Consider the following 25,467-nt stretch of genomic DNA (forward strand, 5'->3'; position numbering starts at 1 on the left):
ATTTAAGGTGGTGTCTCCAGTGGACAGTGTAGCGAATCCGTTACATAAACTAGTAGACAATAAATTATACAGTCGATACAGTAGCTTAATTCCTATCTCCAGTGTTTCATTGATATTAATTGATAACCAAGGAGAAATTCTTATGGAGTTCAACCCAGTTCCAGACTTTTGTAAAATTGTTTGTCAAAAAAGTAGTACAACGGTTTGTGACCAATGTTTAAAATCTTTAAATGGAAATGCAGATCATCGCTATGTTTGTGATTATGGCTTGGAAAATATCTATATGCCAGTTGTTGTCGACGGTGAAATCTTGGGTTATATTATTGGGATTCAAGCGTTTTCAACTGAAACGGAATACAAAAAGTTTTTATTAGATTTGCCGCAAATCAATGAAGAAACTGGTGTTGAGGTTGAGAAGATTGCGAAAGCATTGGCTGCTTTAAAAACAGTTGATGACAAAGAAATTAGGATTTATGAACAAATTTGTGGCCACGTAGCAAATAATATCGCTTTAGATGTACAAGAAAAAATTATTAATGGTTATCAAGATCTAGAACGACTATCCATCGAAAAAGAAATTTTGGAGAAAAAAATTGTAGAGTTAGAAACGAAAAATGATTCACTTGTTATAAACCCCCACTTCTTATTTAATACATTAAATTCCATTGCTAGAACAGCTTATTTTGAAGAATCTCATACAACAGAAAAATTAATTTATTGTTTATCAGATATCCTACGTTATACCTTGAAACAAGAAAGTCAAATTCATACCATTGAATCTGAGTTGGATTATATTAAAAAGTATTTATACATTCAAAAGGTTCGCTTTAAAGATCGGCTTAACTATGAATTGAATATTCCAGATAACATACGTTCTCATTACATTTTAAATATGACACTACAGCCTATTGTTGAAAATGCTCTGATTCACGGAATAACTCCGAAAAGAGATGGTGGGATAATTAAAATATACGCTGAAGAGGTAGGGGATGCTATTACTATTTGTGTAGAGGATGACGGAAATGGATTTCCAATCACTGTTTTGAATGAAATAAAAGCAAAACAAGAGAATAAAATGAGCCTGGGTTTTCGCAGTACAGATCGACGACTAAAGCAATATTTTGGTAGTGATTATGGATTGTTTATTGCAAAATCTGATTATAGTGGCAGTATCATTACCATAAAAATCCCTAAAAATAATTTGAGGTGATTGTCAATGAGTGGAATCTTAATCGTTGAAGATGAAGATATAGAAAGAGATTTTTTGAAACTAATTGTCGAAAAAGAAGTCAGAAACTCCTATGATATTTGGACTTGTGTAACAGGTAATCAAGCTATTGAGTTGGCAAGGGAACATCGACCAAGTATTATATTTATGGACATCTTAATCCCTGAAAAAGATGGATTGACAGCATTAAAAATAATAAAAAAATTTTTGCCAGATGTAAAAGTAGTTATTTTGTCTGCATTTTCTGATTTTTCATATGCCCAAAAAGCAATCGAGTTGAATGTAAATAAGTATTTACTGAAACCAGCAAATCCTTCAGAAATTATAACTGTATTAAAAGAATTAATAGAGTCGTCTGAATCAGTTGAAGAGGAAATTCAGGATTCAGACAACCTACAATACCAAAGCTTTATCAGAGGAGCTATTCAGTTTATTGAACATAGATATACTGAACCACTTACTCTAGAGATGGCATCGGCACATGTTTTTATGACGCCGCAATATTTTAGCCGTGTATTCAAGAAGGAGGTAGGAATTTCCTACACCGATTATGTCAATAATCTGCGAATTAAATATGCTTGTCATTTGCTAAAAGATACTGACTACCCTTCTTATCGTATTTCTAGTGAATGCGGCTTTAATGATCCTTCTTATTTTAATCGAGTATTTTACAAGCAAATGAATATTACACCGATTAAGTATCGAAAGAAAATAAAAACAAGCTAATAAAAAAATGGTTAAATGAGTTTCAATAGAATGGTACAGAATAGAGAAGGCTATTAATAGGATAACCATCTCTATTTTTTTATCCGTTTAGACGCCATTTTTTGGGCAAATATTTGTTGATTGTATTGATTCCTTCATCATTAATTGCATAAACAATTTGCAAGTCGCCTTCTTCAGTCATTAAGTGAGACTCTTCATCAATTAAGCCATTTTCTTTCAAAGAGAGTAGATGCTCAACAAAGTTTGCTCGAGTAAATTGACGTTCTGATCCGTAATCTGCTTCCAATCCAGCCATAACTTCAGTAATATGAGCACTTTTTTCTGTTGCAATAAAGTGTAAAACTCTTGATCTAATAGGTAATAACATTATTTATGCCTCCTTCTTTTTAAAAAACTCAAAGGGATTTACTGAAACGATAATTGCTCCAGCGGTAATAATAATTGCACCGAGAATCATCATTGGACTTAAAGTAGTATTTAAAAAGATTGCTGAAAAAATAACGCCCCATAAAACATAAGTACTGTTTAAAGACATACCTGTTGCAACACCAACCTTACTATTTGCGATATACCAAGATAAGAAGGATACCGCAGCGAATAGAGCGCCAATAGCAATGACAATCATTATTTTAGGTGATTGTAAGACTTCTCCGAATAAACCTAATGCATTGAAAATAGGAAGAACAACGGTAATAAAGACAATACCAGAAACCCCTTGACGAATGGTAATAGCAATATTTGAATCAATCATAGACATACCGAAAGCTGAAAAAACGCCTTCTAAGCCCCAACCAATTGCAGCAATTAATGCACAGATAATTCCTAAGGTAAAGTTGTTACCAACATCGCCTCCGCCATCAAGTGAAATCATGATCGCTCCCACAATACAAATTCCCATACCGATAGCAACACGTCTAGAAATTTGCTGTTTTAAGAACATTCTTGCAAAAATAGCACCGAACATTGGAAACAGTGCAGAGATTGGGATAGCTGCGGCTCCTGCTGAAGCGATTCCAATAAGATACGCTCCATTGGCAATTGGACCACCAAACAACGCACCGAGGATAACCATCAAACCAGGGAAAACACAAAGGCTTCGACCAATCTCTTTGAAACGACCTTTCATAGTATTAAAAATGACCAGCCAAATAGCTGCAATAGAATCATTGATAGCTGAAGCAACAAAAGGAACCGCAAAAACGCTAGCGACACCAACCATAGGCTCCAATCCCATTGCATAAGCTGAAACAGTACTGTAAAGACCAAATGTTATTGCGGAAACAAAACCAGCCGTGATTCCTTGTCTTACAAAAGATGAAGCCATTTTTTTCTTTTTTTCTAATGCAAGATTACTTGGAACGTTAACCTTTTCTTCCATAAAAAGACACCCTCTACTTGATTATTTTTTCTCCCATCATTTTATTGAAAGCGATAAAAAAGGATAGCGCTTTCTTTATGATTTCTATATCTCAATTATAAAAGAAAACAAGCAGAAAATATTTCACAATTGCAAGATTTTTATTGTACTTATAGTTAGATTTAGTAAATTAGTTTGGACTATTTCTACTTTTATGGATTATTTAAACAGGACAACGTGTTGAAGTAGAATAGAAAATGCAACTGAAAGAAAAAAAGAGCTGTGACATTCGTATGCCACAACCCCCTAAAACTGAATAAACGGTATTCCTATTCCAAGAGAACTGCTTCTGTCACAACCTCTTGTAAGTAGATAACTATTCTTTGACTGAACCTAATAAAACATTAAACAAAAATCCTAAGCCAACTGTTAATATAATATGTCCTAATCCTGCGATTCCAGAAATAGCGGCAGAAGAATCAATTCCTAAAACGGTCATGGTTCCGTGAATCAACATCATTAATAGAGTAATGCCAAGTCCCATATTATAAAACATGTAGAATTTTTTATAGTTTTTATGTTGAGTAATGTTGAAATTTTTCTCTAAAAGTAAAACAATCAGGAAGAAAAACATGCCTAAAATTAAAGTATGGGTGTGTAAAACACTCAACTGTGTAACCCCTGTGAAGTCATTAATCTTCGTAAACTCTCGGAAATAAACACCAAAAATTAATCCTAAAATCATATAAGACATACTTGTTCTAACCATTTTTTTCATAAAACACGCTCCTAATAATTATTTGAGTAGAAAATACTTGTATAGTAGGCATTGAACGAATAACGCCTATAGTTATTGCTATGAGCTTGTGCTACTGACTCATTCCTACAATTAATCCAGCGATATATGGAATGAGCCAAAATAGCCAAACAACTAAACTAAATTTGTGAAAGGTATGCTTTGCTTTCGTTGTTCCTTTTACATAAACGTAAATGGCCCAAATTAAATGAAAAGCCATTAATGCAATGGCTAATACGCCTGTTACTTGGTGTAGAGAAAGAGAGGTGCCAACATTTTCCGATTTTGCAATGGTAGACATGATGGTGGTTCCTGTAGTATCAAAAACTAAACCTAGTCCAAAAAGAATTAAATGTTTTAAATGCAACTCTCCAGATTTTCTTTCAGAAAAAACACCAATTGTATAAAAAACGAGAGCTAATGTAATCGTAATAATTGCTAATAATAATTTCGTATCCACTATTTCCCCCTACTTTCTATAAATTCCATTTTTTATCCATTGAACTTTATGGTCAAATTCTTCTATAAGTTCATCGGTATCCCAGTGATTCACCAATAGCTCTGCTAACGTGTTCGTTACAAGTGTCATAAAAAAATATAAAAAACTAACCGCTTCTTGAGATTCTTGGATGTGAAAATGATTAATCTTTAATAGTTTAATCCATTCTTGTATCATGGGAGAATTGACAGAGCTATTTTCTCGTTTGTAAGAAGACAAATCATGACTTTGAGTTAGCAGTTCTATTTTATGCCAATCGTTGCTTTCAGGGTCTAATTGACTACACCAAACAAGGTATTTCTTGACGCCTTCAAAAAAGTTTTCCTGTTCTTGATAAATATGTTCCAGGATATCCATATGAATGGCAATTGAAATCTTTTTGATAATATAGTTGTAGGAATCTTCTAAGTCGGTAAAATATTTATAAAAAGATCCTCGTGAAATATCTAATTTTGCTACGATTTCAGAAACTTTCACTTGGCTGATATGTTGACTAGAAAAAACGTCTACTAAAACATGATCGATTTGACTTTTTTTCGTATCATTAAGATTTAAGAAAGTGCTCTTGGGCATTTACTATCCTCCTTTCAGTGACGATTTGTCACTTTCTTGAATAATATACCACCAAAGTGACAAAATGTCACTAATGATGCTTCTGAAAATAGGATAAAATAGAAAAAAATTATTTATTAGGATTTCCAATTAGTTGAAACGCTAGTGATGAAAGCTTTCTCAATGGAATAAAATTGTTTAAAAAAAGATTTACCTAAAAAATTTTCTTTCTACATAAAAAAGGTTGTGAATTATCTAAATGTTTAGTACAATTTTTGTATACGATACAGGTAAATTTATTAAAATGGGAGGTCAAAAAAAATGAGTCAAAAATTTATGAATTATGTTGGAGAAGTTCTTAGTGATGTCGATTACCATGCGTTAGGAAAACCCGAAAACTTTTTAGAAGTAAAGATGGATGCAGAGTTGCCTTTTAGACTTTATTTTCGTACACATGAGAATGATTGGGAAACGGTAACAGAAGAAGAACGCTTAGAGTTGATCCAAAAGTTGAAAGACAAAAAGTCAAAATATTCTCGAAGTGATCACCGTTACTATTCAATTGATTTTTATTTGGCTAGCTTAGGTGCTGATTACAAGTCAATCCGGAATGAAAGCGTTTAAAAATTTATGGTTCATACTTTTGTACATGGATGTTCAGAAGCTAATTTAATTTCAAAAGTATTGTGAATTTGATAACAAGATAACGTTCTATAAATCTAAATGATTAGAGACTATTTGCTCTATTTTTAAGTGTGCAGGACAAAACTCATGAAGTTTATCCTGCACACTTATTTTAACTTTAGCAGAGGCTTTTGCAAATTTAATAAATTACGAGAATCTGTTATACTCTCTTTGAACGAATAAAATAAGGAGAAATTAACTACTAATTAATCATTAAGGATTAACTAGTGATTAGTAGGTAAGCGTGCCGTAAAATGAATAGACCAAATAAAGATGCCATTTCAAGACAATCATACATTCGTCTAATTAATAAAACGGAGGATTACATTGAGCAACATTTAAAAGAACCGTTATCTCTGAAGCTTTTAGCTAAGAATGCCCATTTGTCTGAATTTTATTTTCATAGAATTTTCAAGAGGTATTCTGAGGAAACGGTCAATGAATTTGTGACTAGATTTAAATTAGAACGTGCAGCGATTTTTTTATGTGTGAATCCTAGGGTTTCTATAACCACTATTGCGATGGAATATGGCTACAATGACTCTAGTTCGTTCAGTCGAACGTTCAAAAAGCACTTTGGCGTTAGTCCGATAAATTATAGAAAACAGCAAGAATTGTCAAGAAAAGTTAATTGGTTCATGGAATAATAGTCAGTGTAAGAGAGCTCAAAAACAAGGAGGACTATCGGATGATTGAACCTATCAATATCAGTACAGAGGAACTAGAGGATCAAAGAATTATCTATATTCGTTTTAGAGGAAGCTATGTTGAATTTAGAAAGCATAGCAGAAATTTATTTAAAGAACTGTTTGATTTTGCCACTAAGAATCACTTGATTGTTCCAGAGAAAACCAAGGTTCTGACGATTTATGATGACAACCCGTTTATTACGGATGAGAAAAATCTTCGCACCAGTGTGACGATGACTATTCCAAAAGAGGCAAAGGTAATTGAAAGTGGAAATATTTGTGAATCTAGTATTTCAGGTAAATTTGGTGTGGGGCACTTTGAGATTTCAGCTACTCAGTATGGAGAAGCCTGGCAATATATGTATCAAGAATGGCTTTTTAAAGACAAGGCAAAACCAAGAGATGCTGTTCCCTTTGAAATATACATCACAGAACCACCTAAAAATCTAAAAGACAAAAGTCTTACTGATATTTATATTCCGATTCTTTAAATTTTTTATTCTGCTAGAAGGTGCGATAGTAGAGAGAAGAAATGGTTTTATAAAGATGTAATGGAAGATTTATAAAGATGTTTTTTCTGTATTAGCCAGATTAGAAGTAAGCAAAAAAAATGTGACCTCAGCTTATCAACAATGAGCGGAGGTTACATTTTTTTTTGTTGTTTATTTTTTATTCATAATTACTTTTTGCCCAGTCTTTGCTCATTTCGTAAGCAGCAATTGCTCTTTTACGTGCGAGTTGGTGGTTGACGATAGGAGCGGGATAATTTTTTCCAATCAGGGTATTAGTCATTCTTTGTTGTGGAGCGCTCATTTTTTCTGGTTGATGGATAAGGTCATCTGGAACGTTTGCCAGTTCCGGAACATAGTGTCGAATAAAATCTCCAGAAGGATCAAATTTCTTGGATTGGGTCGTTGGGTTGAAAATTCTGAAATACGGCACAGCATCTGTTCCAGTAGAAGCAGCCCATTGCCACCCGCCAATATTACTAGCAGGATCGTAATCCACTAACATTTGTTGGAAATACTGCTCTCCCCAACGCCAGTCAATCAATAAATCCTTCGTTAAAAAGGAAGCTACAATCATCCGAAGACGGTTGTGCATCCAACCTGTTTCTTTTAATTGGCGCATAGCAGCATCCACAATCGGATAGCCTGTTAAGCCGTCTTTCCATTGCCTGAACTGTTCTTCATTGTTTTCCCACTGGATAAAAGAGAAATTTTTTTGGATGGGTTGCTCTTTTTGTTGGGGATTCGCAGCGTAAATCATAGTATAAAAATCCCGCCAACATAATTCTTTTTGGAAGGTTTCTTTCCCTAAAGAATCTTCTGCTTCTTGAACGGCTTGCCAAACGGTCCGAATAGATATCTCTCCTGTGCGAAGATAGCGAGATAAATGACTCGTCGCATTTTTTATTGGAATGTCACGGTTTTCTGTATAGTCAGAAAGATTTTTAGCAATAAATTGATTCAGTTTTTCTTTTGCAGCCTGCTGACCAACTGAAGTTGAAGGGCTAATTTTTAGCGTTGTTAGGTAATCTGAAAATCGTTTTTCATCTTCAGGAAAAAGAGTGGCCGACACCATTTTTTTTTGATCCATTGCCACTTTAATTGGCTGGGGTTTGGGTCTTTGAAGCCAATTTCGATAGTAAGGAGTAAAGACTTTGTAGAAATCGTTAGATAGTGTTTTGATTTCTTGAGCACTGTGCAAATGAGCGTCTAAAAAATCGTGAACAGCTATCTCATTTTGCCTAAAAAAAATTTTTGCTGCTTCATCCCGAGTAAAACCAAACCCACATTCATCACGGTTAAAATAAATATGATTCCAGTTAGGAATTTCTTTTTTTATTCGATTGAAACAGTCTAATGGTTCGCCATATAAAATCTGTAAGTGTAGTTTTTGATTCACTTTTTTTCGAAAATGAGCAACACTGGCAAAAAAAGCTTGTTGGTTAATGCTATTTTCCAAGAATTGTTTCGGATTCACTTGAAAAAGTAAAATAAGCTTTTCTGAATTATTTAGGGCGTGAGCAAGAGCTTGATTATCCTCAAGTCTTAAATCTCGCCGGAACCACATGATTGATGTCATTCATTTCACCTCTGTTTCGGATGTGTTTAAAAACTACTACGATGACTATTTTTGTGAATCATAGGTAACCCATTGCAATAGAGCTTCTCTTATGGCATCACATAAAATACCTATTCTACCCAGATTTTCACAAAATTCAGTGGAAAATTTGACTCTCACTATAGTTTTCAAACCTACCTAGTAATAATTTTAGTATGCCATAGTTGAGGAGAAAAAACATATAAATATGCTTCTGCTTAGAAGGAAATAAATGTGGCAAGAGATTTCGGCTGTGTTTAAAAACTCCAGCGACGACTATTTTCATGAATTGGATGTAACTCATTGTCCTAAGCCTCGTTTCGGCACCACATAAGCTATGTTTTCTTCCCGGATTTCTCTGAAATTCACTGGAAAATTAAGGTTTCTTCATCGCTTTCGGATAAATCCTAGACATCGAAAACTATTTTTTGAGGCAAAAATGATATTCGGGGGAGTTCATTCTTGCCTCAAGTTTAGCTTATTTTACAAATCTGCATAAGTTAACAACTGAATGTTTGCTTGCTTCAAGAGTGCTTTAGTGTCAGGATGGATGGCCATCGCGACTTCTTTTGTTCGTGGAATCGTCAGGCTAGAAGTATTTAATATAAAGTCATCCAAATAGCCAGGGTGTAAAATTAGCATATCTACGCCATCTTTATGAGGTGCTTCAACTAATTTCTTCAAACTTTGATAGGGGTTATAGTCTGGTTTCATGCTATCCATCGACACGTAAACTTTTGTTTGATTAACAAGCATAGGTTTTCCATCAAAAGAAAAACCAGAATATTTTAACTGATATTTTTCCGCAATCATTTGGAGTCCTTTAACCAAATTAGGACTTTCTACTGCATGACCTTCAAAGTATTGAGGTTGTCTGCCTGTTAGTTCAACAAATTTATGGTATTGGGCTTCAATTTCTAGTAAAACTTCTTCCAAAACAACAAAATCTTCTTTTGCTTGGCGGTATTCTTTTGAAGACTTAAAGGTTCCTGTGGTTGTCGTAATGCTTGGAATGAATTGAGGATCAGTTAAAGGTTTTCCAACACAAATATTGGTGTGACAGCCATAACAAACATCAACATTTTTTAATAGGTTTAAACCATGTTCTGTTGCGGGCATATTTACCATGACGCCTACATTATTTACGACCCCCTCTAAAACAGATTTTGCAATCCCATAATTTATTGCTTCAGAGTAACCTAAGTCATCTGCTCGAATTAAAATAGCCATTTATTTCACCTGTCCTTTCTGTTCCACTCCAATCAAATAGGTAACAATCGCTGAGACTAAAATCGCAATCAAGCCACTAATGACCCCATTGATTAAATTTATTGTAGAGCCACCAGCATAAGCACTTAATGCCAAAAAATTAGCAACGGGGACTAGTGCGTAAGCCGTCACACCTGTAATTGATGCATAAACAGCCCCAGCAAATCCACCCGCCATTAAGCCCACAAAGGGACGTCTATATTTTACGGCAACGCCATACATCCCTGGCTCAGTGACACCGCCAATGATTCCAGCAATTACATAACTCCAAGCTAAGTTCCGCTCTTCTGAATTTTTGATTCTTAAAGCGGCGCCTAAACACATTCCTGTGACTGCCATACTTGCAGCAACGGCTCCCAACGTAACAAAATTATCTGATCCATTAGCAGAAAATAGCATAATCATAGTGGTAATCATTAATAAGTGCATGCCAGTCATGACTAAAAATTGCCATAATGCGCCAACCAGTCCGATAGCTAACAAATGAGCAATGCCGCCTAAGTTTCCGAAAGCTAAGATTCCTTCTGTCAGATAATTCCCAGCAAAGTTTCCAGCAGGTCCAATGATAATCAGTGTCAATGGAATCATTACGGCAATCGTAAGTGTTGGAGCAAAAATTGTTTTTAATGTAGTAGGTAAATGTTTTTTAAAGAATTTTTCAACATAAGACATGATCCAGACTGAAAAAATAATGGGAATCACAGTACTGGCATAAAGTTGAGGCTGTGCAGGAATCCCATAGACGCTGAAGTTTTTCCCATCAGTAACTAGTTGAACAAAAGTTGGATGAATCATAATTCCACCTAAAAACATAGCGACAACAGTGGTTACGTGGAATTTTTTAGAAGCAGTATAGGCGATAAAAATGGGGAAGAAATAGAATCCAGCATCACCAACAAAGGTAAGTAAAGTAAATAAATCAGAGCCTTCTGCAATGAGGTTCAACATTCCAGGACCTAATACTGCAACAAGCATTTTGAACATAGAAGCAGCTACTAAAAGAGGAATTAAAGGAGTTAAGCAGCCAGCCAATGCATCTAAAATCTTATTACCGACTTTTTTCAAGGTGAGTTTTTCTTTTGGCGTATCAAGGTTTTCCTGTATGGGCGTACTATATTCAAAGCCTCCTATTTGACATAAGCTAGTATAAACTTGTTCTACCGTTTGGCCGATAATTATTTGTAGCTGACCACCAGATCGTGCAACACCAAGTACTCCTGGAATAGATGTTAAAGTTTTTTCTTGAACCAAACTATTGTCTTTGATATTAAAACGTAATCTAGTCATACAATGAGTCACATAAGAGATGTTGTCTTTTCCACCAATGCTTGCCAATATTTGGCTAGCCAATTGTTCGTATTGTTTATTTTTATCCATGTTGATTCTCCTCATTGGTTATTTTTTATGATGCGATTTATATGAATCATTAAGTAAAGTAGCTCATCGTCGGTACTTTTTACCTTTAAAGTTTGCTGAATCAGTTCAGCGATTGCGATAGAGCATTCATAAGCTTTTGGGCTATTTTCTTTCATTGTTTCAAAGAGTGGTTCATTACTGTCTATAAATTGTTCTTCTTGTTGGATTCTTTTAATGTAATAGCGTAAATGCATGACAAATCGATTATAGTGAAAGTCATTTTTATTCAATTGAGTTTGAAAGCTATCTTCAATTAATGCTGAGCATAGGTCAATTAACTCGTCGACATTTGGCTCGTTCTCATTTACTTCTATTTCTTCTTGGGCATTGACAAAGTGCATGGCAATTGTGGTGATTTCGGAATCTGGTAAGGTGATGAATAGTTTTTTTTGAACCAGCTCTATGGCAGATTGGCCCAATTCAGTTTCACGAGGATAGAGTTGCTGGATGTCATAAGAAAAGATTAGTTTCATGTCTTTGAATTTCTTCATTCTTGTAATCGCAAATTGTAAGTGGTCAGCTAAACTAAAGACCATATTGGGATTTAAGTTTTTACTCAGTTTAATTTGAGCTAATTTTACGATTTCAGCACTGATGTCAAAGATAGCTTGCGGAATTTCACTTAATAGTTGATAGTAGTGAGCATTTAACTGATAAAAAGTCATGGAAATTTTGCTTAAATCATTGAGTTCATAAGGCATTTTAGGAAAACCAATACCGATGCCAAATGCAACAAGTTCATTTCCGTTAGCATCCTGACAGACTGCCACATTATTATTTATTTTTTTTACAACCTTCATTACACATCCTCCTTCCTCTTTAGTTAACGCAAAAACTCTATCTGGGCACACTAAACCTAAGAATAATCACCTCATTCTTATGGTAATGCCTCCAAACAGAGTTACAATCCACTTTATATTTTATTACGTTTAGTATAGCACGGAAAGATAGCGTTTTCAATCTATCTTTTTTTATATAAAACTAAAAAATCGTGAGAAGCCTAATCATTGATGGGGAAAATAACGATAAAAATATCAATGGATAGAAAAGATTAATTATTCTATTGACTTTCCATAGAAAACGCTTTATATTAAAGACGTATTAACACGTATTAAAAATGACTATATTCAAATTATTCTAAGAGGTGAAAACATGGAGAAATTAGAATCTAACGCAGTAGCACCATTGTATAAACAATTGTATGAAGCGTTACTAGCTAAGGTGAAATCTGGTGAATATCAAGTTGGGGACAAGATCCCTTCCGAAGAGCAGTTAATTAGAATTTATGGTGTGAGTCGAGTCACTGTTCGAAATGCAATTAAGCAATTAGTAGATGAAAATATTTTAGTCAAACGTCATGGAAAAGGAACTTTTGTTTCAATGCCAGCGTACATTGAAAGTATGACAGCAGGGGGAAGTTTTACGGAATCAGGACTTCAAATGCAGAAAAAACCAGGGACGAAAGTTGTCTCAGTGGAAGAAAAAGAAGCAACTGGACATGTGGCACAAGCTTTAGGAATTGAAAAAGGGCAGTATGTCATTGCGATTGAACGAGTGCGTTTGCTAGATGGAACAGCAGCTATTTTTGAAGTGGATTATTTTAGAAATGATTTTGACTTTATGCTAGAGGTGAATTTGGCAGATGAATCATTATTGGACACCTTGCGGACACATGGTGGTTTAATTGCATCTTATTTTGACAATATCATAGAAATTTCTTTGGCAGATGAAAAAGTTGCCCGATATCTTGGCGTGGAAGAAGAAGAGCCTTTGGTGAAAATTAATCAAACGGTGATTGACGAAAAAAATCAAATTCTTTATTTTAACGAGCAATATATTCGTAGTGAAATATATAAAGTAGCGATTCGATCCTATAACAAATAGTAAGGGAGAGGGGATTATGAGAAAAATATATATTGCAACTCATGGAGATTTTTCAAAAGGATTAAAGCATTCACTAGAAATGATTGTCGGAGAAGCGGCCAAAGAAATTCAAACGTTCAGTCTTTATCCTTGGGAAAGTGCCACAGATTTTTCTGAGAAATTAAAGAAAGAGCTCGCTCAAAATAAAGTAGATGACTATATTTTGCTAGGAGATTTGTTCGGTGCCAGTGTCGTCAATGCTTTGCTAGAAACAACTGCTTTTAAAAACGTGATTTTGATTTCAGGTGTCAATTTGAATTTAGCATTAGAACTTTTACTGGCTGGTCCAGAAAGGCTAACGGAGGAAGAAATCCAAGAAATTATTTTTCAAGCACAACAAGGAATCCGACGCGTCACAATTGAAAATTTAGAAAATGAAGAGTTTTAAGGAGGATGCAACGTGAATAAAAAAGCAACATTTTTATCCTTATTTCAAGAGAAAAAGCCGATTATTGGTGTGATTCATTTGAAAGGAGATAGTGATGAGGAGATATTAGAACGTGCCAAAAAAGAGATTCAAATTTACGTAGAAAATGGAATTGATGGCATTCTGATGGAAAATTATTACGGGAACTACTATGACTTGGAGAAAGCAATTCAATATATCAAGTCTCTAAATCTGTCACTGCCTATTGGGGTAAATGTCTTAAATGTTGATCCTTTAGGTTTTCATCTAGCTAAAAAATATGGGCTGCAATTTATGCAAATCGATTCGGTTGTAGGACATGTAAAATCACGGGATGAAGCCTCTCTTCAGGAATTTTTCGATTTGTACAGAAGTACCTGTCAGGCAAAATTAATTGGAGGAGTTCGTTTTAAATATCAACCTGTTTTATCTGAAAAAACAGTAGCAGAAGATTTAGCGATTGCAACGACACGCTGTGATGCTATAGCTGTAACTGAAAACGCTACCGGGGAAGAAACCTCTTTAGCTAAAATCGAGTTGTTCCGTAAAGAATTACCAGAATTTCCACTGATTGTTGCGGCAGGAGTAACGAAAGAAAATGCAAAAGCGCAGTTAAGAATTTGTGATGCAGCGATTGTCGGCAGTTATTTTAAAGACACTCGAAAAGATACTGGAGATATTTGTGCAGAACATGTAGCTGAATTTATGGCAATGATTAAAGAATTAAGGAGTGAGTTGAATGATTAAAATGTTGCGTGTGGATCATCGCTTGATTCATGGTCAAGTGGGTTTTACTTGGACAAAATTTTTAGAGGCAGATTGCATTCTAATTGCTAGTGACGATTTAATTAAAGACGAGTTAAAAATGAGTGCAATGAAAATGGCAAAGCCTTCTGGTGTTAAATTGGTAATGAAAAACATTGACGATTCAGTAAAAGCATTAAATTCCGGTGTGACAGATAAGTATAAACTATTTATTTTGTGTGAATCTGTGGAGGACATGTATCAATTAGTGAAAAGAGTTCCGATAATGACTGAAATTAATCTTGGTGGGATGAAAAATGGGAGCGATCGAGTCCAAGTATCGAAAGCAGTACATTTATCAGAAAGAGATATCGAAAGAATCCGGGAACTATTAGCGGATGGAAAAAAATTGACGGTTCAGTTAGTACCTGATGACTCAGCCACAGCGGTTGAAAAGTTATTACCATAAAAACAGATCGGTTTGGAAGGAGGAAGAGAAAGTATGGAAGTTACGTTTATTCGAGTGTTGTTGATGTTTGGAATTGCATTTTTTGCTTATATGCATAGCTGGTTTGGTTCAACAATGTGGAATCGGCCGATTGTCGTTGCACCATTAGTAGGGTTAGCGCTAGGAGACCTGGAAGCTGGAATCAAGTTAGGAGCCACTTTAGAATTAGTTTTTATGGGAGCTTTTCCCGTGGGGGCTAGTAATCCGCCAGACTTTGTTTCAGGAACGATTATTGCAACCGCCTATGTTATTATGAGTGGGCAATCCATTTCCAGTGCTGTTATTTTAGCAGTGCCAATAGCAACCTTAGTGCTATTAATTGATAATTTGCAAATGACCTTCTTACTTACAGGAGCCAGCCACTTAGCTGATAGAGAAGCTGAAAAAGGCAATATCAAAGGAGTAGAAAGAATTCAGATTATTGCAGGAATTGGAAACAAAATTTTACTTGCATTAATTGTTGCATTAGGCTTTTACTTAGGAGTTCCTTTCATTGAAACCGTTCTTTCCTATGTCCCTGAGTTTGTGACTCATGGTTTAGATATCGCGGCAGGAATTATTCCAGCAATTGGGTTTGCCATGCTCGCTCGAATGATGGTGACTAAAAAAATGGTGCCATTTCTATTATTAGGTTTTCTGTTAGCGGCGTATCTAAATATTACCGTTGTTGGAATTGCATTATTTGGAATTGTTGTTATTTTACTCTACATGAATTTCAATGAGAATCAACCAAAGGAGGCCTACCCCGATGACAACGAATTCTAAAGAAAAGTCAACGACGATTTCACCAGAGTCTAAAATTACGAAAAAAGATTTCTGGTCGGTATTTTTCCGTTCCATGACGTTAGATTCTTCTTGGAACTATGAGCGGATGCAGAATTTGGCGTACGCTTTTGCAATGGCTCCGATTATTCGACGTTTATATCAAACGCCAGAAGATCGAAAAGAAGCATTAGAAAGACATCTTGAATTTATGTCGGTAACGCCGCATATCTCTACACTTCTGTTCGGGATTTCAGGTGCAATGGAGGAAGAAAATACTAAAAACCGAGAGTTTAATCCGGCCAGTATTAATGCAGTGAAATCCAGTTTGATGGGACCTATGGCTGGAATTGGCGATTCATTTTTCTGGGGCACGTTAAAAGTTATTGCTTCAGGGGTTGCTATATCTTTAGCGAAGCAAGGAAACGTTTTTGGTCCGATAGCCTTCTTACTGATTATTAATGTCCCTCATTTTATTTTACGCTATATTTGCTTAGACAAAGGGTTTAAGCTTGGAGCGAAATTCTTTAGTGATGTTGGTGATAGTGGTGTAATTGAAAAAGTTACCAATGCAGCGTCGATTCTAGGACTCATGGTAATTGGTGGGATGACCGCTTCCAATGTGGTTTTTGAATTAACAGCTAAAGTTGGAAGTGGAAAGATAGCGGCACCATTGCAAGAGTATGTAGATCAAATAATGTTGGGCTTTTTCCCAGCCCTCTTTTTCTTAATCATTTATTGGTTGTTAGGGAAAAAAGTGAAGACTACAACGCTGTTAATCGGAGTTATTGTAATTTCTATACTTTTTGCAGCCTTGGGTGTTGCTTAAGAGAGGATTTTATATGAAGTTACTTTTGAGTAAATTGTATAAAGTCTTGCTTATATGAACATCTTATATTTTTAGAGAATCTACACTGGAATAATCAGTGTAGGTTCTTTTTATTTTTCAAAAATAAGTTCTTTCTAAACAAATAGAGTAAACATGAAGTCGTATTGTGAAAGGTTCGTTTAAGTCAATTATTTCATAAGTCTTTATTCTAAACTTTTCAACGAGAATAGACTAAAATGAAAGAGGTTGAAAGCGTTATTGGTTATTTGAACCAAGAAGTGAGTTGAAAATGGGGGAATCTTAATATGGGAGAAAAAGATTTTAAGTTATCTATACCAAAAAAAATAGTCGAAGAGTTTCGTCTGGAAAATGGAGAGGAAATAACGTTAAGAATCAAAGATCAGAAGGTTATAATGGAACCTTCAAATAAGGAAGTTGGAAACCAAACTATTTCTTTAAGATGGTTTTTAATTCCAACAGTCATTGTTAGTCTGTTCTATTTTGTTTATCTTTTATTCACTGGAGATACTCAGATTAATTTAGTAGGCCAACAATCTATCGCTAACATGGTCCTACAATTAGGGATTGTTAGCGGAACAGTTAGCTTTTTTATTTTTTTTATTAGGGGGAAAAACAATCAAATCACGACCCAATCCAAGGATATATATTGGCGGAATTTCCCAACAATTTTGATTTCTTTTGTTGTCATGTTATTGTTTGCCTTATTGGTTTTTTTCAAGATTATTGGTCTTATTTTTGAGGGAGCGAGTTTTGATCGTTACACTGCCACGATACTCTTCGGGCTATTCACAGGGATTGTTAACTATTTTATGATTTATTCAGCATTATCAATTACCCCTTCTAAACTGACGAATATGCTAATTTTTGCAATTATTGGTGGTGTCCTAATTTCAATGATTACTAATAAAGACTATTTGTGGTGGCAGCATAATTTTAGTTTTTTAGGAACGACAGAAGCGAAAAATAGCTGGCAATTTAACGTGACGTTAATGTTTTCAGCGTTATTGATGGTAGCGTTAATAGATTGTCTATTTGTTGAACTGAAAAGAGCTTTGCCTAATAATAAGCGATTGTCCATTCTGCGTATTTTGTTAACTTTAACCGCGTTGGATTTAGGAGCAGTAGGTTTATTTCATTATACTGAAACAGGTCGTTTTCAGGGCGTTCACAATCAAGTGGCTGGTTATCTAGTCTATCTAATCATTATTTTAATTATTGGGATAAGGTGGTTGCTGCCAAATGTAACGAAAGAATTTCTAACGATTTCTTATATGATTGGACTATTTTTGGTTGCAATTACCGTTCTATTTCAAAGTGTGGGTTATTTTTCTCTGACAGTCTTTGAACTATTAGCGTTTATGTTAGCATTTAGTTGGATTTTGTTGTTATTACAAAATCTTCAAAAAATAGCTCAGGAGGTGAACAACACTTTCCAAGTTGTTGTTGAAAGAGATGAAGAGAATTCCAGCAATTAGCGAGTTTTAATGTATAGTCTGCTAAACTAAAAAAATGTTCTTATTTTGAGTTTGTTGATCAGAATAAGAACTTTTTTATTAAGGTATTTTCATGCTATCTTAGTGTATCTATTTTCCATTCATCCTACCCTTTTTTCGGTATTTCTTTAGAGTAACTAAATCAGTAATACCCACGGAAAAGAAAATAAATATTAAAATCAGCCCACGGAAACGAGCCTCGTTAAAAGCATAGTTCGTCGAAAAAAGAAACAAAATGGAAGAAGAACAAAGGAGTGTAATACCGAAAATTTTATTTGAGAATTTCCAGACTCTCATGCCCAAAACGTAAGTGCTAATCCCACGATAGCCAAGACCTCCTGAACCCCTGCTACTTAATAAAAGACAACATAGACCTAATAGTAAAAGAACTAGAATCATATTGCTATTACTCAATATCTTTTCCTCCTTTTTGAAACACCCTATTTTCATTGATTTATTGAAATGCTCTTATTTTAAGTTCATTGTAGCATCTGTGTTAGAAATTGACTATCCACGAGATGGATACAAAAAGTTTTTACTGTAGGCGTTCTATAGGAATTATGTAATAATATAAGAGAAACCAATCAGTTGTTTTTTTGGTCAGTCAATAGACACAAGAGTTATAAAAAAGAAATGAATAACTAGCGAATTCTATTTAAATATTTAGGGGGAGAAAAAATGAAAAAGAAACTATTTTTTGTTATGATTGCATGTTTAGTTGTGTTGACAGGTTGTAAAACAGAAAAGGTGCAGCCAACAAAGAGTCCATCATCTACAACCCAAACTGAAAATAAATCAGCATACAATTCAGCAATGGAAAAAGGGAATGAAGCGATTGTAAATAAAGAATTTGATAAAGCAGAAGCTTCTTTTGAATTAGCTTTGGAGTACGATAGTAAGAGTGAAAAAGCTAAAAATTATTTAAAACAAGTTTCTATTTACAAAGAAGCGTTGAAAAATTTTAACAGTAAAATCTACAGCCAGGCCTTTGATTTAGCCAACAATTTAAAAGAGATTTCTGGTTCCAAGAATCTTGCAAGATACGCGGATGAGCTTTTAAAACAAATAGAGCAAACCTTGGAAGAAGAGAAGAAAATTAAGACAGAAGTGATAACAACACCAATTGTTGTAAGAACATACTCAGAGGCAGAAAAACAAGCCATCACACAAGAATTTTTGAATTGGGCGATTCCTCGCGCTCAAATTGGAAATATGACAGTGACTAGTCAATATTTTGCCCATGGAGCTGGTGGAAGAGGAGACTGGTATGGAGTGACTGTTGATGGTCGAATACAAGTCCAGGAGTTGATGACCCCAGGATACAATGCTTTTGAGTTACACAGTTTAGGGGGCGTTGTTTTCTATACCTCCCTAGATGGCAGTACAGGACTAAATGAAAATTTTGAAAGCATAGCCAGTGGATATTCGACAAAAGCGAATCCTGAAAAGAAAATTACCAAGTATCTATTAGCAGATACTGGTAATATCTATGAATATGGTGCGACTGGAAAAAGTATGATTGCCTTCAGTTCAGGATTTACAGAAGCATCAGATGATGGACAATTTTCTGATGATAGCTACCTACCTGTTTTTCAACAATCGGGAGATGTAGATGCCATTAATAAGTTGAAAGAAATAGTCAGAAAATACCAGTAGATTTTAGATATTTATTTTTATGATTGAGTATCAAATTGAATGGGAATATAAGAGAGAAAAAGCAATGTTTTAATTTAAGAGGATGATGGAGCAGTCAGTTTGTCTTTTGACTACTTCATCATCCTCTTTTGCTTTAACTATAAATTAGTTTTTAGACGACTATCTTTAGAAATAAAATTAGATTTTGTCGATTTAAGCAGTCAGTGTTTCTAAAGCGATAATAATCATGTCATTGAAAGTAGTTTGTCTTTCTTCAGGAGACGTTTGCTCACCAGTAATTAAATGGTCACTAACAGTCAGTAAAGAAAGAGCTTCGACGCCAAACTTAGCTGCCATATAATAAAGTCCTGCTGTCTCCATCTCAACTCCAAGGACACCATATTCACCCAAACGTAAAAATTCCTCTTCGTTGTCTTTATAAAAAGAATCGTCTGATAAGACATTTCCAACATGGATCGTCATGTCTTTTTCTTTAGCTAAATGGAAGGCTCTATCGATTAATTCAAAGGAACCAATTTGTGGGAAATCATAGGTTGGAAAATCATTTTTAATCATTGAAGAATTCGTTGCTGCTGCTTGAGCAATTAAAACATCACGAATTGCGATATCTTTTTGAATAGCACCACAGGTTCCGATTCTAGCTAGTTTTTCAACGTGATAGTCATTAATTAATTCATGAATATAAATAACTGCTGAAGGCATACCCATGCCTGTTCCTTGTACCGAAATTGGTACACCTTTGTAAGTTCCAGTATAGCCTAACATTCCTCTGACTTGGTTATAACAGACAGCATCTTCTAGAAAATTTTCTGCAATATATTTTGCCCGTAAAGGATCACCCGGTAATAAGACGTGTTTGGCGATTTGCCCTGCTTCTGCTTCAATATGAAAACTCATAAAATCCCTCCTATTTTGTTTGTATCCGTTTTCTTTTTTACTATAACATGGAGAACTTTATGAATACCGTTAAAGGGGCAACCATAAAAGTGTGACGTAGCTCACATTTTTACTGTTAAGGGAATAATTGAAGTAAGCGATTTCAAGTGTTAGGATGAAAACAGAAATAAGCTATTTCCATTTTCTTAAAAATTGAAATTCTTCGGCTTCATCACAAACAGAAAGTAATTTCTCTTTATCCATAATGTGAAGATATTTCCCTTGGAAGTCAATGATTTTTTCGTCTTGAAATTCACTTAAGGTTTTAGAAACAGATTCTCTTGAAACTCCTAGCATATTAGCGAAAAGCGATTGATTGATCTTCATGTCTATTTTTAAGAGATTGTCTTCATCGTTACCGAAATTATAATAGAAATCAACAATCAAATTTGCGACTTTGCGACGTACATCATAAAAAGTTAAATAACGAATTAAGCGGTTCAACAAGCGAGTTCGACTAGCTAAGACAGCATAGGTTCGTTTCAAAATACAAGGGTGTTCGTCAATTAAAAAAAGGAAATTCTTTTTTGAGATAGTTAGTAAAGATACATCAGTGAGTGCTTCAACGCTAGAAAGACGGTATTCAGCATCTGAAAGGGCCTCGGTTTCGCCAATAATGTCTCCGGGAGTAGCAATGCCAAGTATGATTTCCTTGCCATCGTGCATGCGATAAATTTTTAATTGGCCAGATAGAATAAAATAAATCTCTTCCGTGTCATCATTTTCAAACATTAGGATTTGGTTTTTTTTGTAGTTACGTACTCTAAAAAAATTTTGATAAGAAGAAAGCTCTGTTTCCGATAAGTCCGAAAAAACATCAATTTTTTTTAGTTTTTCAATCATGATAAAGGTCCTTTCCCATTGCGTTGTGATGACCTTAGTTTACCATTTTTTTATGTTGGAAAAATGAAAAATTTAGGAGAATCGAAAAGAAATATTTCTGTGATTCTAAGGGAGGAATCATTTATAGTGCTACTTATTCTGATTCTTTCTAGTAGTTTTTTGATAGATCTGATGATGATTGGGGGAGAATTAAGTCCGAATGTTGGGGAAAGCGGAGAGAATCAAGTAAAAGTTATCAGGAATAGCGGTCACTTGTGAAAAATAAAAATTGTAAGGTGAGGAAAAGAACATGAAGAAAAAAGCGTTTAAAGTGTTAATCACAGCAATGGTATTGTCTTTGGTTTTAGTTGGTTGTGGTGGCAAAGGGGAAAAGAAATCTGAAGGCAATGCGGGCGAAAAAACACTAAAAATTGGGATGGTAACGGATTTAGGGAGTGTCAATGACAAGTCGTTTAATCAAAGTGCATGGGAAGGGTTACAAAAATTAGAGAAAGATAAAGGGTATGAAGTCAAATACTTAGAACCTAAAGCGGATGCGGATGTTTTGCCGAACTTGTTAGAATTTGTCAATAATGGCTATGATTTAACTTGGGCAACAGCAGCAACATTAGAAGATGCGGTGACTGAAATTGCAAACGATCATCCTGATGCTAAGTTAGGTATTATTGATTCAGCGATTGAGGTACCAAATGTTGCATCCGTCTCTTTTAAAGAGAATGAGGGAGCATTCTTAGTGGGGGTAATTGCTGGTTTAACAACGAAAACAAATAAAGTTGGTTTTGTTGGAGGAATGGAAATCCCAGTGATTCAAAAATTTGCGGCAGGTTATCGTGAAGGGGTTAAAGCGGTGAACCCAGAAGCTAAAGTAATTATTAATTATACGGGTTTATTTAATCGCGTAGATATGGGAAAATCAGCAGCTTCAACGATCTATAATGATGGGGCAGATATTATTTTTCACGCGGCTGGTTTGACTGGAAATGGTGTGTTCAATGAAGCAACAGAACGTAAAAAAGATGGCCAAGACATTTGGGTAATTGGTGTTGATAAAGATCAATCACTTGAATTTGGAGATGATGTTACCTTGACTTCTATGATTAAAAAAGTGGACGAAGCTGTTTATGCAATTAGCCAAGATTTAGCAGATGGCAAATTCCCAGGTGGAAAAGTAACTGAAATGGGCTTAAAAGAAAAAGGCGTTGATATTGCTCCAACTTCTGATAAAAATGTTGCGCCAGATGTTTTGAAAAAAGTTGAAGAGTATCGTGAAAAAATCATCAATGGGGATATTAAAGTACCTGTAAAATAACTTTTCATTTTTAGAAAAAATCAAAAAAAGCGGATTATTAGGAGGAACAATTCACGCTTTGTTCCTCCTGTTTTCTTTTAAAAAGTCTCGATAATAGCGATATATAAGAAGGTGGATTGAATGGAAACAGTTTTAGAACTAAAACAAATTACGAAAACTTTTGGGTCTTTTAAAGCGAATGAAGACATTAACTTTAAGCTGAAAAAAGGGGAAATCCATGCGCTTCTTGGAGAAAATGGGGCGGGTAAATCAACACTAATGAATATTGTTTTTGGTCTCTATCAACCAGATAGTGGTGAAATAATTATCAATGGTCAGCCACAAATAATGGATAATCCTAATAAAGCGATTGATTTAGGGATTGGAATGGTGCATCAGCATTTCAAATTAGTGGAACCTTTTACTGTTACAGAAAATATTGTTATTGGGAAAGAACCGAAAAAAGGCGTTAAGATTGATTTGAAAAAAGCCAAAGCAGAGGTGCTGGCGTTATCTGAAAAATATGGTTTAGACATAGATCCAGATGCCAAAATTGAAGAGATCAATGTGGGGATGCAGCAACGAGTTGAAATTATTAAAACATTATATAGAGGCGCAAATATTTTAATCTTCGATGAGCCAACAGCTGTTTTGACGCCTCAAGAAATAACAGAGTTTTTAAACATACTTAAAAAGTTAGTTGCAGAAGGAAAATCGATTATTTTGATTACACATAAATTGAAAGAAATTATGGAAGCTGCTGATTCTTGTACAATTATTCGTCGTGGAAAAGTAATTGAAACCGTTTCAGTAGCAACCGCAACGACAGATTCTCTAGCCGAAATGATGGTAGGAAAAACGGTTCACTTCTCAACTGAAAAGAAAGCTGCTAAGCCAAAAGACGTTTGTCTGGAAGTGAAAGAGATGGTCGTGAAAAATCCCCATGGCAATAATAGTATTGACGATTTGTCTTTTCATGTTCGTGGAGGAGAAATTTTAGGGATTGCTGGCGTTGATGGCAACGGTCAAACAGAGTTAGTGGAAGCTATTACCGGTATGAGAAGGATTGATTCGGGGACGATTTTAATTAATGGAGAATCTATTGGTGACCATTCACCGCGAGAAATTACGGAAAAAGGTATGGCACATATTCCAGAAGATCGCCATAAATATGGTTTGGTTTTAGATTTTTCAGTGAACGAGAATAGTGTTTTGCAGACTTATTATCGTCCAGAAATGAATCGAAAAGGCCTAATTAATCGAGAAGCGATGAATCAATTAACGCAAAAGTTTGTTACAGATTTTGATATTCGAATCCCTTCAATTGAGACGAAAGCTCGCTCTTTATCTGGTGGTAATCAACAAAAACTGATTATTGCTAGAGAAATGAATATGCAGCCTAAAATGATGGTGGCGGTTCAACCGACTAGAGGGCTAGATGTGGGGGCTATTGAATTTGTTCATCAACAATTAGTGGCATTACGTGACAGTGGAGTTGCAGTTTTGCTGGTTTCATTTGAATTAGAAGAAATTTTAAATGTTTCCGATCGGATCTTAGTTCTTTTTGACGGTAAAATAATTGGGGAAACAACACCAGAAACAACCAATGATCGTGAACTAGGATTAATGATGGCAGGGAAATATCAGAAGGGGGTAAGTTAGATGGAGCAACGCTTTTTAAAAAAATATGACTTTATTCTAATTCCTCTGATTGCTATTATTTTAGGGTTGTTATTAGGGGCAGTCATGATGTTAATCGGAGGGTACGATCCTCTTTTGGCTTACGGCTCACTGATTAAAAAGATTGTTGGAACTAGTTATGATTTAGGAGAAGCTTTTCGGACCGTTGTTCCATTAGTTATGAGTGGGTTGGCTGTTGCTGTCGCTAGTCATGCTGGGTTGTTTAATATTGGGGTTGATGGTCAAATCATTATGGGTTCTTTAGGGGCTTTGATTGTTGGAACTCAAGTTCAATTACCACCGTTTTTGCACGGCTTGTTAGCGATGGTTGTCGGCGGATTATTTGGTGCTTTATGGGGCGGTTTAGTGGGCTATTTGAAGGCTAAAAGAGGCATCAATGAAGTAATCAGTTCAATTATGTTGAACTTTATTGCACTCTATCTCAGTCATTACCTGATTCGTTTGTTTATGGATCAACCAGGGACTCAGCGTTCAACGTTAATTAAAGATTCAGCTAGTATTAATATTGGTTGGTTATCTGAACGAATGGGTGGTGCACGTGTTCACTGGGGCTTTATAATCATGCTGTTCGCTGTCTTAGCCTATCATATTTATTTGAATCGTAGCAAATCAGGATATGAGATTCGTGCGGTAGGCCTGAATCCTTTTGCTTCAAAATATGCTGGAATGAAAGTCCCTGCTGTAATGATTCGAGCGATGATGATTTCAGGCTTGATTGGGGGCTTAATTGGTAGTTTTGAAGTCTTAGGTGTCTTTAAATATATTGCTATCAATTCAACAACTTCTGGTATCGGGTTTGACGGGATTGCCGTTTCATTATTAGGAGGCGGAACTGGCTTGGGTATTTTGCTTTCAGGAACATTGATTGGCTTGCTAACGTACGGTGCTCAAGGGATGAGTTTTGGTGCAGGTGTGCCTAGAGAGATTATTAATATGGTTATTGCTTTTATTATTTTCTTTGTCGCAGCTTCAGGAATTGTTCGTAGCATACTTTACCTATTTGGAAAAAATAAGCAACCGAAGGAGGGATAAGCA

At 35.2% G+C, this 25,467-nt stretch carries 28 protein-coding genes; 17 read left to right on the forward strand and 11 right to left on the reverse strand.

What is annotated here, in order from left to right; translation table 11 throughout:
- Window positions 1-19 precede the first annotated feature (19 nt).
- Complete coding sequence (locus tag BCR26_RS17000; protein WP_069700146.1) at window positions 20-1,210, forward strand: histidine kinase; 1,191 nt, start codon at window positions 20-22, stop codon at window positions 1,208-1,210.
- A 6-nt stretch (window positions 1,211-1,216) separates the two neighbouring features.
- Window positions 1,217-1,954 carry a response regulator transcription factor gene (locus BCR26_RS17005; RefSeq protein WP_069700147.1) on the forward strand — a complete coding sequence of 246 codons (738 nt, stop codon included), beginning with the start codon at window positions 1,217-1,219 and terminating at the stop codon, window positions 1,952-1,954.
- A 79-nt stretch (window positions 1,955-2,033) separates the two neighbouring features.
- On the opposite strand, the gene BCR26_RS17010 is transcribed toward BCR26_RS17005, so the two are convergent.
- The 5 genes from BCR26_RS17010 to BCR26_RS17030 all read right to left on the reverse strand — a co-directional run bounded on the left by BCR26_RS17010 (window position 2,034) and on the right by BCR26_RS17030 (window position 5,179).
- Entirely contained in the window at window positions 2,034-2,321 is a 288-nt protein-coding gene (locus BCR26_RS17010; protein WP_209591802.1) for a hypothetical protein, read from the reverse strand.
- A gap of 3 nt (window positions 2,322-2,324) precedes the next feature.
- Entirely contained in the window at window positions 2,325-3,332 is a 1,008-nt protein-coding gene (locus tag BCR26_RS17015) for a DMT family transporter (protein ID WP_069700149.1), read from the reverse strand.
- Window positions 3,333-3,687: 355 nt separating this feature from the next.
- Window positions 3,688-4,089 carry a DUF2871 domain-containing protein gene (locus BCR26_RS17020; protein ID WP_069700150.1) on the reverse strand — a complete coding sequence of 134 codons (402 nt, stop codon included), beginning with the start codon at window positions 4,087-4,089 and terminating at the stop codon, window positions 3,688-3,690.
- 91 nt (window positions 4,090-4,180) lie between these two features.
- Complete coding sequence (locus tag BCR26_RS17025) at window positions 4,181-4,567, reverse strand: HsmA family protein (protein WP_069700151.1); 387 nt, start codon at window positions 4,565-4,567, stop codon at window positions 4,181-4,183.
- A gap of 9 nt (window positions 4,568-4,576) precedes the next feature.
- Entirely contained in the window at window positions 4,577-5,179 is a 603-nt protein-coding gene (locus BCR26_RS17030; protein WP_069700152.1) for a TetR/AcrR family transcriptional regulator, read from the reverse strand.
- 300 nt (window positions 5,180-5,479) lie between these two features.
- Here BCR26_RS17030 and BCR26_RS17035 point away from each other — a divergent pair, with 300 nt between their 5' ends.
- The 3 genes from BCR26_RS17035 (at window position 5,480) to BCR26_RS17045 (ending at window position 7,022) form a co-directional block, all read left to right on the forward strand.
- Window positions 5,480-5,782, forward strand: coding sequence for a hypothetical protein (locus BCR26_RS17035; protein ID WP_069700153.1), 303 nt, complete (start codon window positions 5,480-5,482; stop codon window positions 5,780-5,782).
- 314 nt (window positions 5,783-6,096) lie between these two features.
- Window positions 6,097-6,489: a helix-turn-helix transcriptional regulator gene (locus BCR26_RS17040; RefSeq protein WP_069700154.1), complete on the forward strand. Its 393-nt coding sequence runs from the start codon at window positions 6,097-6,099 to the stop codon at window positions 6,487-6,489.
- A 41-nt stretch (window positions 6,490-6,530) separates the two neighbouring features.
- Complete coding sequence (locus tag BCR26_RS17045; RefSeq protein WP_069700155.1) at window positions 6,531-7,022, forward strand: AraC family transcriptional regulator; 492 nt, start codon at window positions 6,531-6,533, stop codon at window positions 7,020-7,022.
- Window positions 7,023-7,200: 178 nt separating this feature from the next.
- On the opposite strand, the gene BCR26_RS17050 is transcribed toward BCR26_RS17045, so the two are convergent.
- The 4 genes from BCR26_RS17050 to BCR26_RS17065 form a co-directional block, all read right to left on the reverse strand.
- A complete protein-coding gene (locus tag BCR26_RS17050; protein WP_069700156.1) occupies window positions 7,201-8,619 on the reverse strand; it encodes a cryptochrome/photolyase family protein in 1,419 nt (472 codons plus the stop codon).
- A 501-nt stretch (window positions 8,620-9,120) separates the two neighbouring features.
- Entirely contained in the window at window positions 9,121-9,867 is a 747-nt protein-coding gene (locus tag BCR26_RS17055) for a ChbG/HpnK family deacetylase (protein WP_069700157.1), read from the reverse strand.
- Window positions 9,868-11,283 (reverse strand): PTS transporter subunit EIIC, encoded by a 1,416-nt coding sequence (locus tag BCR26_RS17060; RefSeq protein ID WP_069700158.1) that lies wholly within the window; start codon window positions 11,281-11,283, stop codon window positions 9,868-9,870.
- Between the two features lie 11 nt (window positions 11,284-11,294).
- On the reverse strand, window positions 11,295-12,122 hold the full coding sequence (locus BCR26_RS17065; protein ID WP_069700159.1) for a PRD domain-containing protein: 828 nt from the start codon (window positions 12,120-12,122) through the stop codon (window positions 11,295-11,297).
- Between the two features lie 352 nt (window positions 12,123-12,474).
- On the opposite strand from BCR26_RS17065, the gene BCR26_RS17070 reads away from it, so the two are divergent.
- The 8 genes from BCR26_RS17070 to BCR26_RS18190 all read left to right on the forward strand — a co-directional run bounded on the left by BCR26_RS17070 (window position 12,475) and on the right by BCR26_RS18190 (window position 19,664).
- A complete protein-coding gene (locus BCR26_RS17070; RefSeq protein WP_069700160.1) occupies window positions 12,475-13,206 on the forward strand; it encodes a GntR family transcriptional regulator in 732 nt (243 codons plus the stop codon).
- Between the two features lie 16 nt (window positions 13,207-13,222).
- Window positions 13,223-13,633, forward strand: a complete 411-nt coding sequence (locus tag BCR26_RS17075; RefSeq protein ID WP_069700161.1) for a PTS sugar transporter subunit IIA — start codon at window positions 13,223-13,225, stop codon at window positions 13,631-13,633.
- Between the two features lie 12 nt (window positions 13,634-13,645).
- On the forward strand, window positions 13,646-14,398 hold the full coding sequence (locus BCR26_RS17080) for a BtpA/SgcQ family protein (RefSeq protein ID WP_069700162.1): 753 nt from the start codon (window positions 13,646-13,648) through the stop codon (window positions 14,396-14,398).
- A complete protein-coding gene (locus tag BCR26_RS17085) occupies window positions 14,391-14,864 on the forward strand; it encodes a PTS sugar transporter subunit IIB (RefSeq protein ID WP_069700163.1) in 474 nt (157 codons plus the stop codon). Before BCR26_RS17080 ends, BCR26_RS17085 begins: the two co-directional genes overlap by 8 nt.
- Before the next feature lie 33 nt (window positions 14,865-14,897).
- On the forward strand, window positions 14,898-15,668 hold the full coding sequence (locus BCR26_RS17090) for a PTS mannose/fructose/sorbose/N-acetylgalactosamine transporter subunit IIC (RefSeq protein WP_069700164.1): 771 nt from the start codon (window positions 14,898-14,900) through the stop codon (window positions 15,666-15,668).
- Entirely contained in the window at window positions 15,652-16,494 is an 843-nt protein-coding gene (locus tag BCR26_RS17095) for a PTS system mannose/fructose/sorbose family transporter subunit IID (protein ID WP_069700165.1), read from the forward strand. Before BCR26_RS17090 ends, BCR26_RS17095 begins: the two co-directional genes overlap by 17 nt.
- A gap of 305 nt (window positions 16,495-16,799) precedes the next feature.
- Entirely contained in the window at window positions 16,800-17,990 is a 1,191-nt protein-coding gene (locus tag BCR26_RS17100) for a DUF998 domain-containing protein (RefSeq protein WP_069700166.1), read from the forward strand.
- A gap of 696 nt (window positions 17,991-18,686) precedes the next feature.
- Window positions 18,687-19,664, forward strand: a complete 978-nt coding sequence (locus tag BCR26_RS18190) for a coiled-coil domain-containing protein (protein ID WP_084387190.1) — start codon at window positions 18,687-18,689, stop codon at window positions 19,662-19,664.
- 192 nt (window positions 19,665-19,856) lie between these two features.
- Here BCR26_RS18190 and deoD read toward each other — a convergent pair whose 3' ends face one another.
- Together deoD and BCR26_RS17120 are read right to left on the reverse strand one after the other, a co-directional pair.
- Window positions 19,857-20,561, reverse strand: coding sequence for a purine-nucleoside phosphorylase (deoD, locus tag BCR26_RS17115; protein WP_069700168.1), 705 nt, complete (start codon window positions 20,559-20,561; stop codon window positions 19,857-19,859).
- 171 nt (window positions 20,562-20,732) lie between these two features.
- On the reverse strand, window positions 20,733-21,443 hold the full coding sequence (locus BCR26_RS17120; RefSeq protein ID WP_069700169.1) for a Crp/Fnr family transcriptional regulator: 711 nt from the start codon (window positions 21,441-21,443) through the stop codon (window positions 20,733-20,735).
- A 126-nt stretch (window positions 21,444-21,569) separates the two neighbouring features.
- Between BCR26_RS17120 and BCR26_RS19160 the strand changes: the two genes are divergently transcribed.
- The 4 genes from BCR26_RS19160 (at window position 21,570) to BCR26_RS17140 (ending at window position 25,464) form a co-directional block, all read left to right on the forward strand.
- Window positions 21,570-21,701, forward strand: a complete 132-nt coding sequence (locus BCR26_RS19160; protein ID WP_281186569.1) for a hypothetical protein — start codon at window positions 21,570-21,572, stop codon at window positions 21,699-21,701.
- Window positions 21,702-21,732: 31 nt separating this feature from the next.
- A complete protein-coding gene (locus BCR26_RS17130; RefSeq protein WP_069700171.1) occupies window positions 21,733-22,752 on the forward strand; it encodes a BMP family lipoprotein in 1,020 nt (339 codons plus the stop codon).
- A 120-nt stretch (window positions 22,753-22,872) separates the two neighbouring features.
- The gene (locus BCR26_RS17135) at window positions 22,873-24,393 is read left to right on the forward strand and encodes an ABC transporter ATP-binding protein (protein ID WP_069700172.1); all 1,521 of its coding nucleotides are present in this window, start codon (window positions 22,873-22,875) and stop codon (window positions 24,391-24,393) included.
- Window positions 24,394-25,464, forward strand: coding sequence for an ABC transporter permease (locus BCR26_RS17140; protein ID WP_069700173.1), 1,071 nt, complete (start codon window positions 24,394-24,396; stop codon window positions 25,462-25,464).
- Window positions 25,465-25,467: the final 3 nt, after the last annotated feature.

It is taken from the genome of Enterococcus rivorum (assembly GCF_001742285.1).
GTDB lineage: Bacteria > Bacillota > Bacilli > Lactobacillales > Enterococcaceae > Enterococcus_L > Enterococcus_L rivorum.

Excerpts from the sequence above, each read along its gene's own strand:
- BCR26_RS17095 (WP_069700165.1), top strand. The coding sequence starts at position 15,652 with ATGACAACGAATTCTAAAGAAAAGTCAACGACGATTTCACCAGAGTCT.
- BCR26_RS17045 (WP_069700155.1), top strand. The coding sequence starts at position 6,531 with ATGATTGAACCTATCAATATCAGTACAGAGGAACTAGAGGATCAAAGA.
- BCR26_RS17010 (WP_209591802.1), bottom strand. The coding sequence starts at position 2,321 with ATGTTATTACCTATTAGATCAAGAGTTTTACACTTTATTGCAACAGAA.
- BCR26_RS17120 (WP_069700169.1), bottom strand. The coding sequence starts at position 21,443 with ATGATTGAAAAACTAAAAAAAATTGATGTTTTTTCGGACTTATCGGAA.
- BCR26_RS17055 (WP_069700157.1), bottom strand. The coding sequence starts at position 9,867 with ATGGCTATTTTAATTCGAGCAGATGACTTAGGTTACTCTGAAGCAATA.
- BCR26_RS17130 (WP_069700171.1), top strand. The coding sequence starts at position 21,733 with ATGAAGAAAAAAGCGTTTAAAGTGTTAATCACAGCAATGGTATTGTCT.
- deoD (WP_069700168.1), bottom strand. The coding sequence starts at position 20,561 with ATGAGTTTTCATATTGAAGCAGAAGCAGGGCAAATCGCCAAACACGTC.
- BCR26_RS17005 (WP_069700147.1), top strand. The coding sequence starts at position 1,217 with ATGAGTGGAATCTTAATCGTTGAAGATGAAGATATAGAAAGAGATTTT.
- BCR26_RS17030 (WP_069700152.1), bottom strand. The coding sequence starts at position 5,179 with ATGCCCAAGAGCACTTTCTTAAATCTTAATGATACGAAAAAAAGTCAA.
- BCR26_RS17015 (WP_069700149.1), bottom strand. The coding sequence starts at position 3,332 with ATGGAAGAAAAGGTTAACGTTCCAAGTAATCTTGCATTAGAAAAAAAG.
- BCR26_RS17040 (WP_069700154.1), top strand. The coding sequence starts at position 6,097 with ATGAATAGACCAAATAAAGATGCCATTTCAAGACAATCATACATTCGT.
- BCR26_RS17085 (WP_069700163.1), top strand. The coding sequence starts at position 14,391 with ATGATTAAAATGTTGCGTGTGGATCATCGCTTGATTCATGGTCAAGTG.
- BCR26_RS17065 (WP_069700159.1), bottom strand. The coding sequence starts at position 12,122 with ATGAAGGTTGTAAAAAAAATAAATAATAATGTGGCAGTCTGTCAGGAT.
- BCR26_RS17050 (WP_069700156.1), bottom strand. The coding sequence starts at position 8,619 with ATGACATCAATCATGTGGTTCCGGCGAGATTTAAGACTTGAGGATAAT.
- BCR26_RS17060 (WP_069700158.1), bottom strand. The coding sequence starts at position 11,283 with ATGGATAAAAATAAACAATACGAACAATTGGCTAGCCAAATATTGGCA.
- BCR26_RS18190 (WP_084387190.1), top strand. The coding sequence starts at position 18,687 with ATGAAAAAGAAACTATTTTTTGTTATGATTGCATGTTTAGTTGTGTTG.
- BCR26_RS17100 (WP_069700166.1), top strand. The coding sequence starts at position 16,800 with ATGGGAGAAAAAGATTTTAAGTTATCTATACCAAAAAAAATAGTCGAA.
- BCR26_RS17075 (WP_069700161.1), top strand. The coding sequence starts at position 13,223 with ATGAGAAAAATATATATTGCAACTCATGGAGATTTTTCAAAAGGATTA.
- BCR26_RS17090 (WP_069700164.1), top strand. The coding sequence starts at position 14,898 with ATGGAAGTTACGTTTATTCGAGTGTTGTTGATGTTTGGAATTGCATTT.
- BCR26_RS17140 (WP_069700173.1), top strand. The coding sequence starts at position 24,394 with ATGGAGCAACGCTTTTTAAAAAAATATGACTTTATTCTAATTCCTCTG.
- BCR26_RS17135 (WP_069700172.1), top strand. The coding sequence starts at position 22,873 with ATGGAAACAGTTTTAGAACTAAAACAAATTACGAAAACTTTTGGGTCT.
- BCR26_RS17020 (WP_069700150.1), bottom strand. The coding sequence starts at position 4,089 with ATGAAAAAAATGGTTAGAACAAGTATGTCTTATATGATTTTAGGATTA.
- BCR26_RS17070 (WP_069700160.1), top strand. The coding sequence starts at position 12,475 with ATGGAGAAATTAGAATCTAACGCAGTAGCACCATTGTATAAACAATTG.
- BCR26_RS17035 (WP_069700153.1), top strand. The coding sequence starts at position 5,480 with ATGAGTCAAAAATTTATGAATTATGTTGGAGAAGTTCTTAGTGATGTC.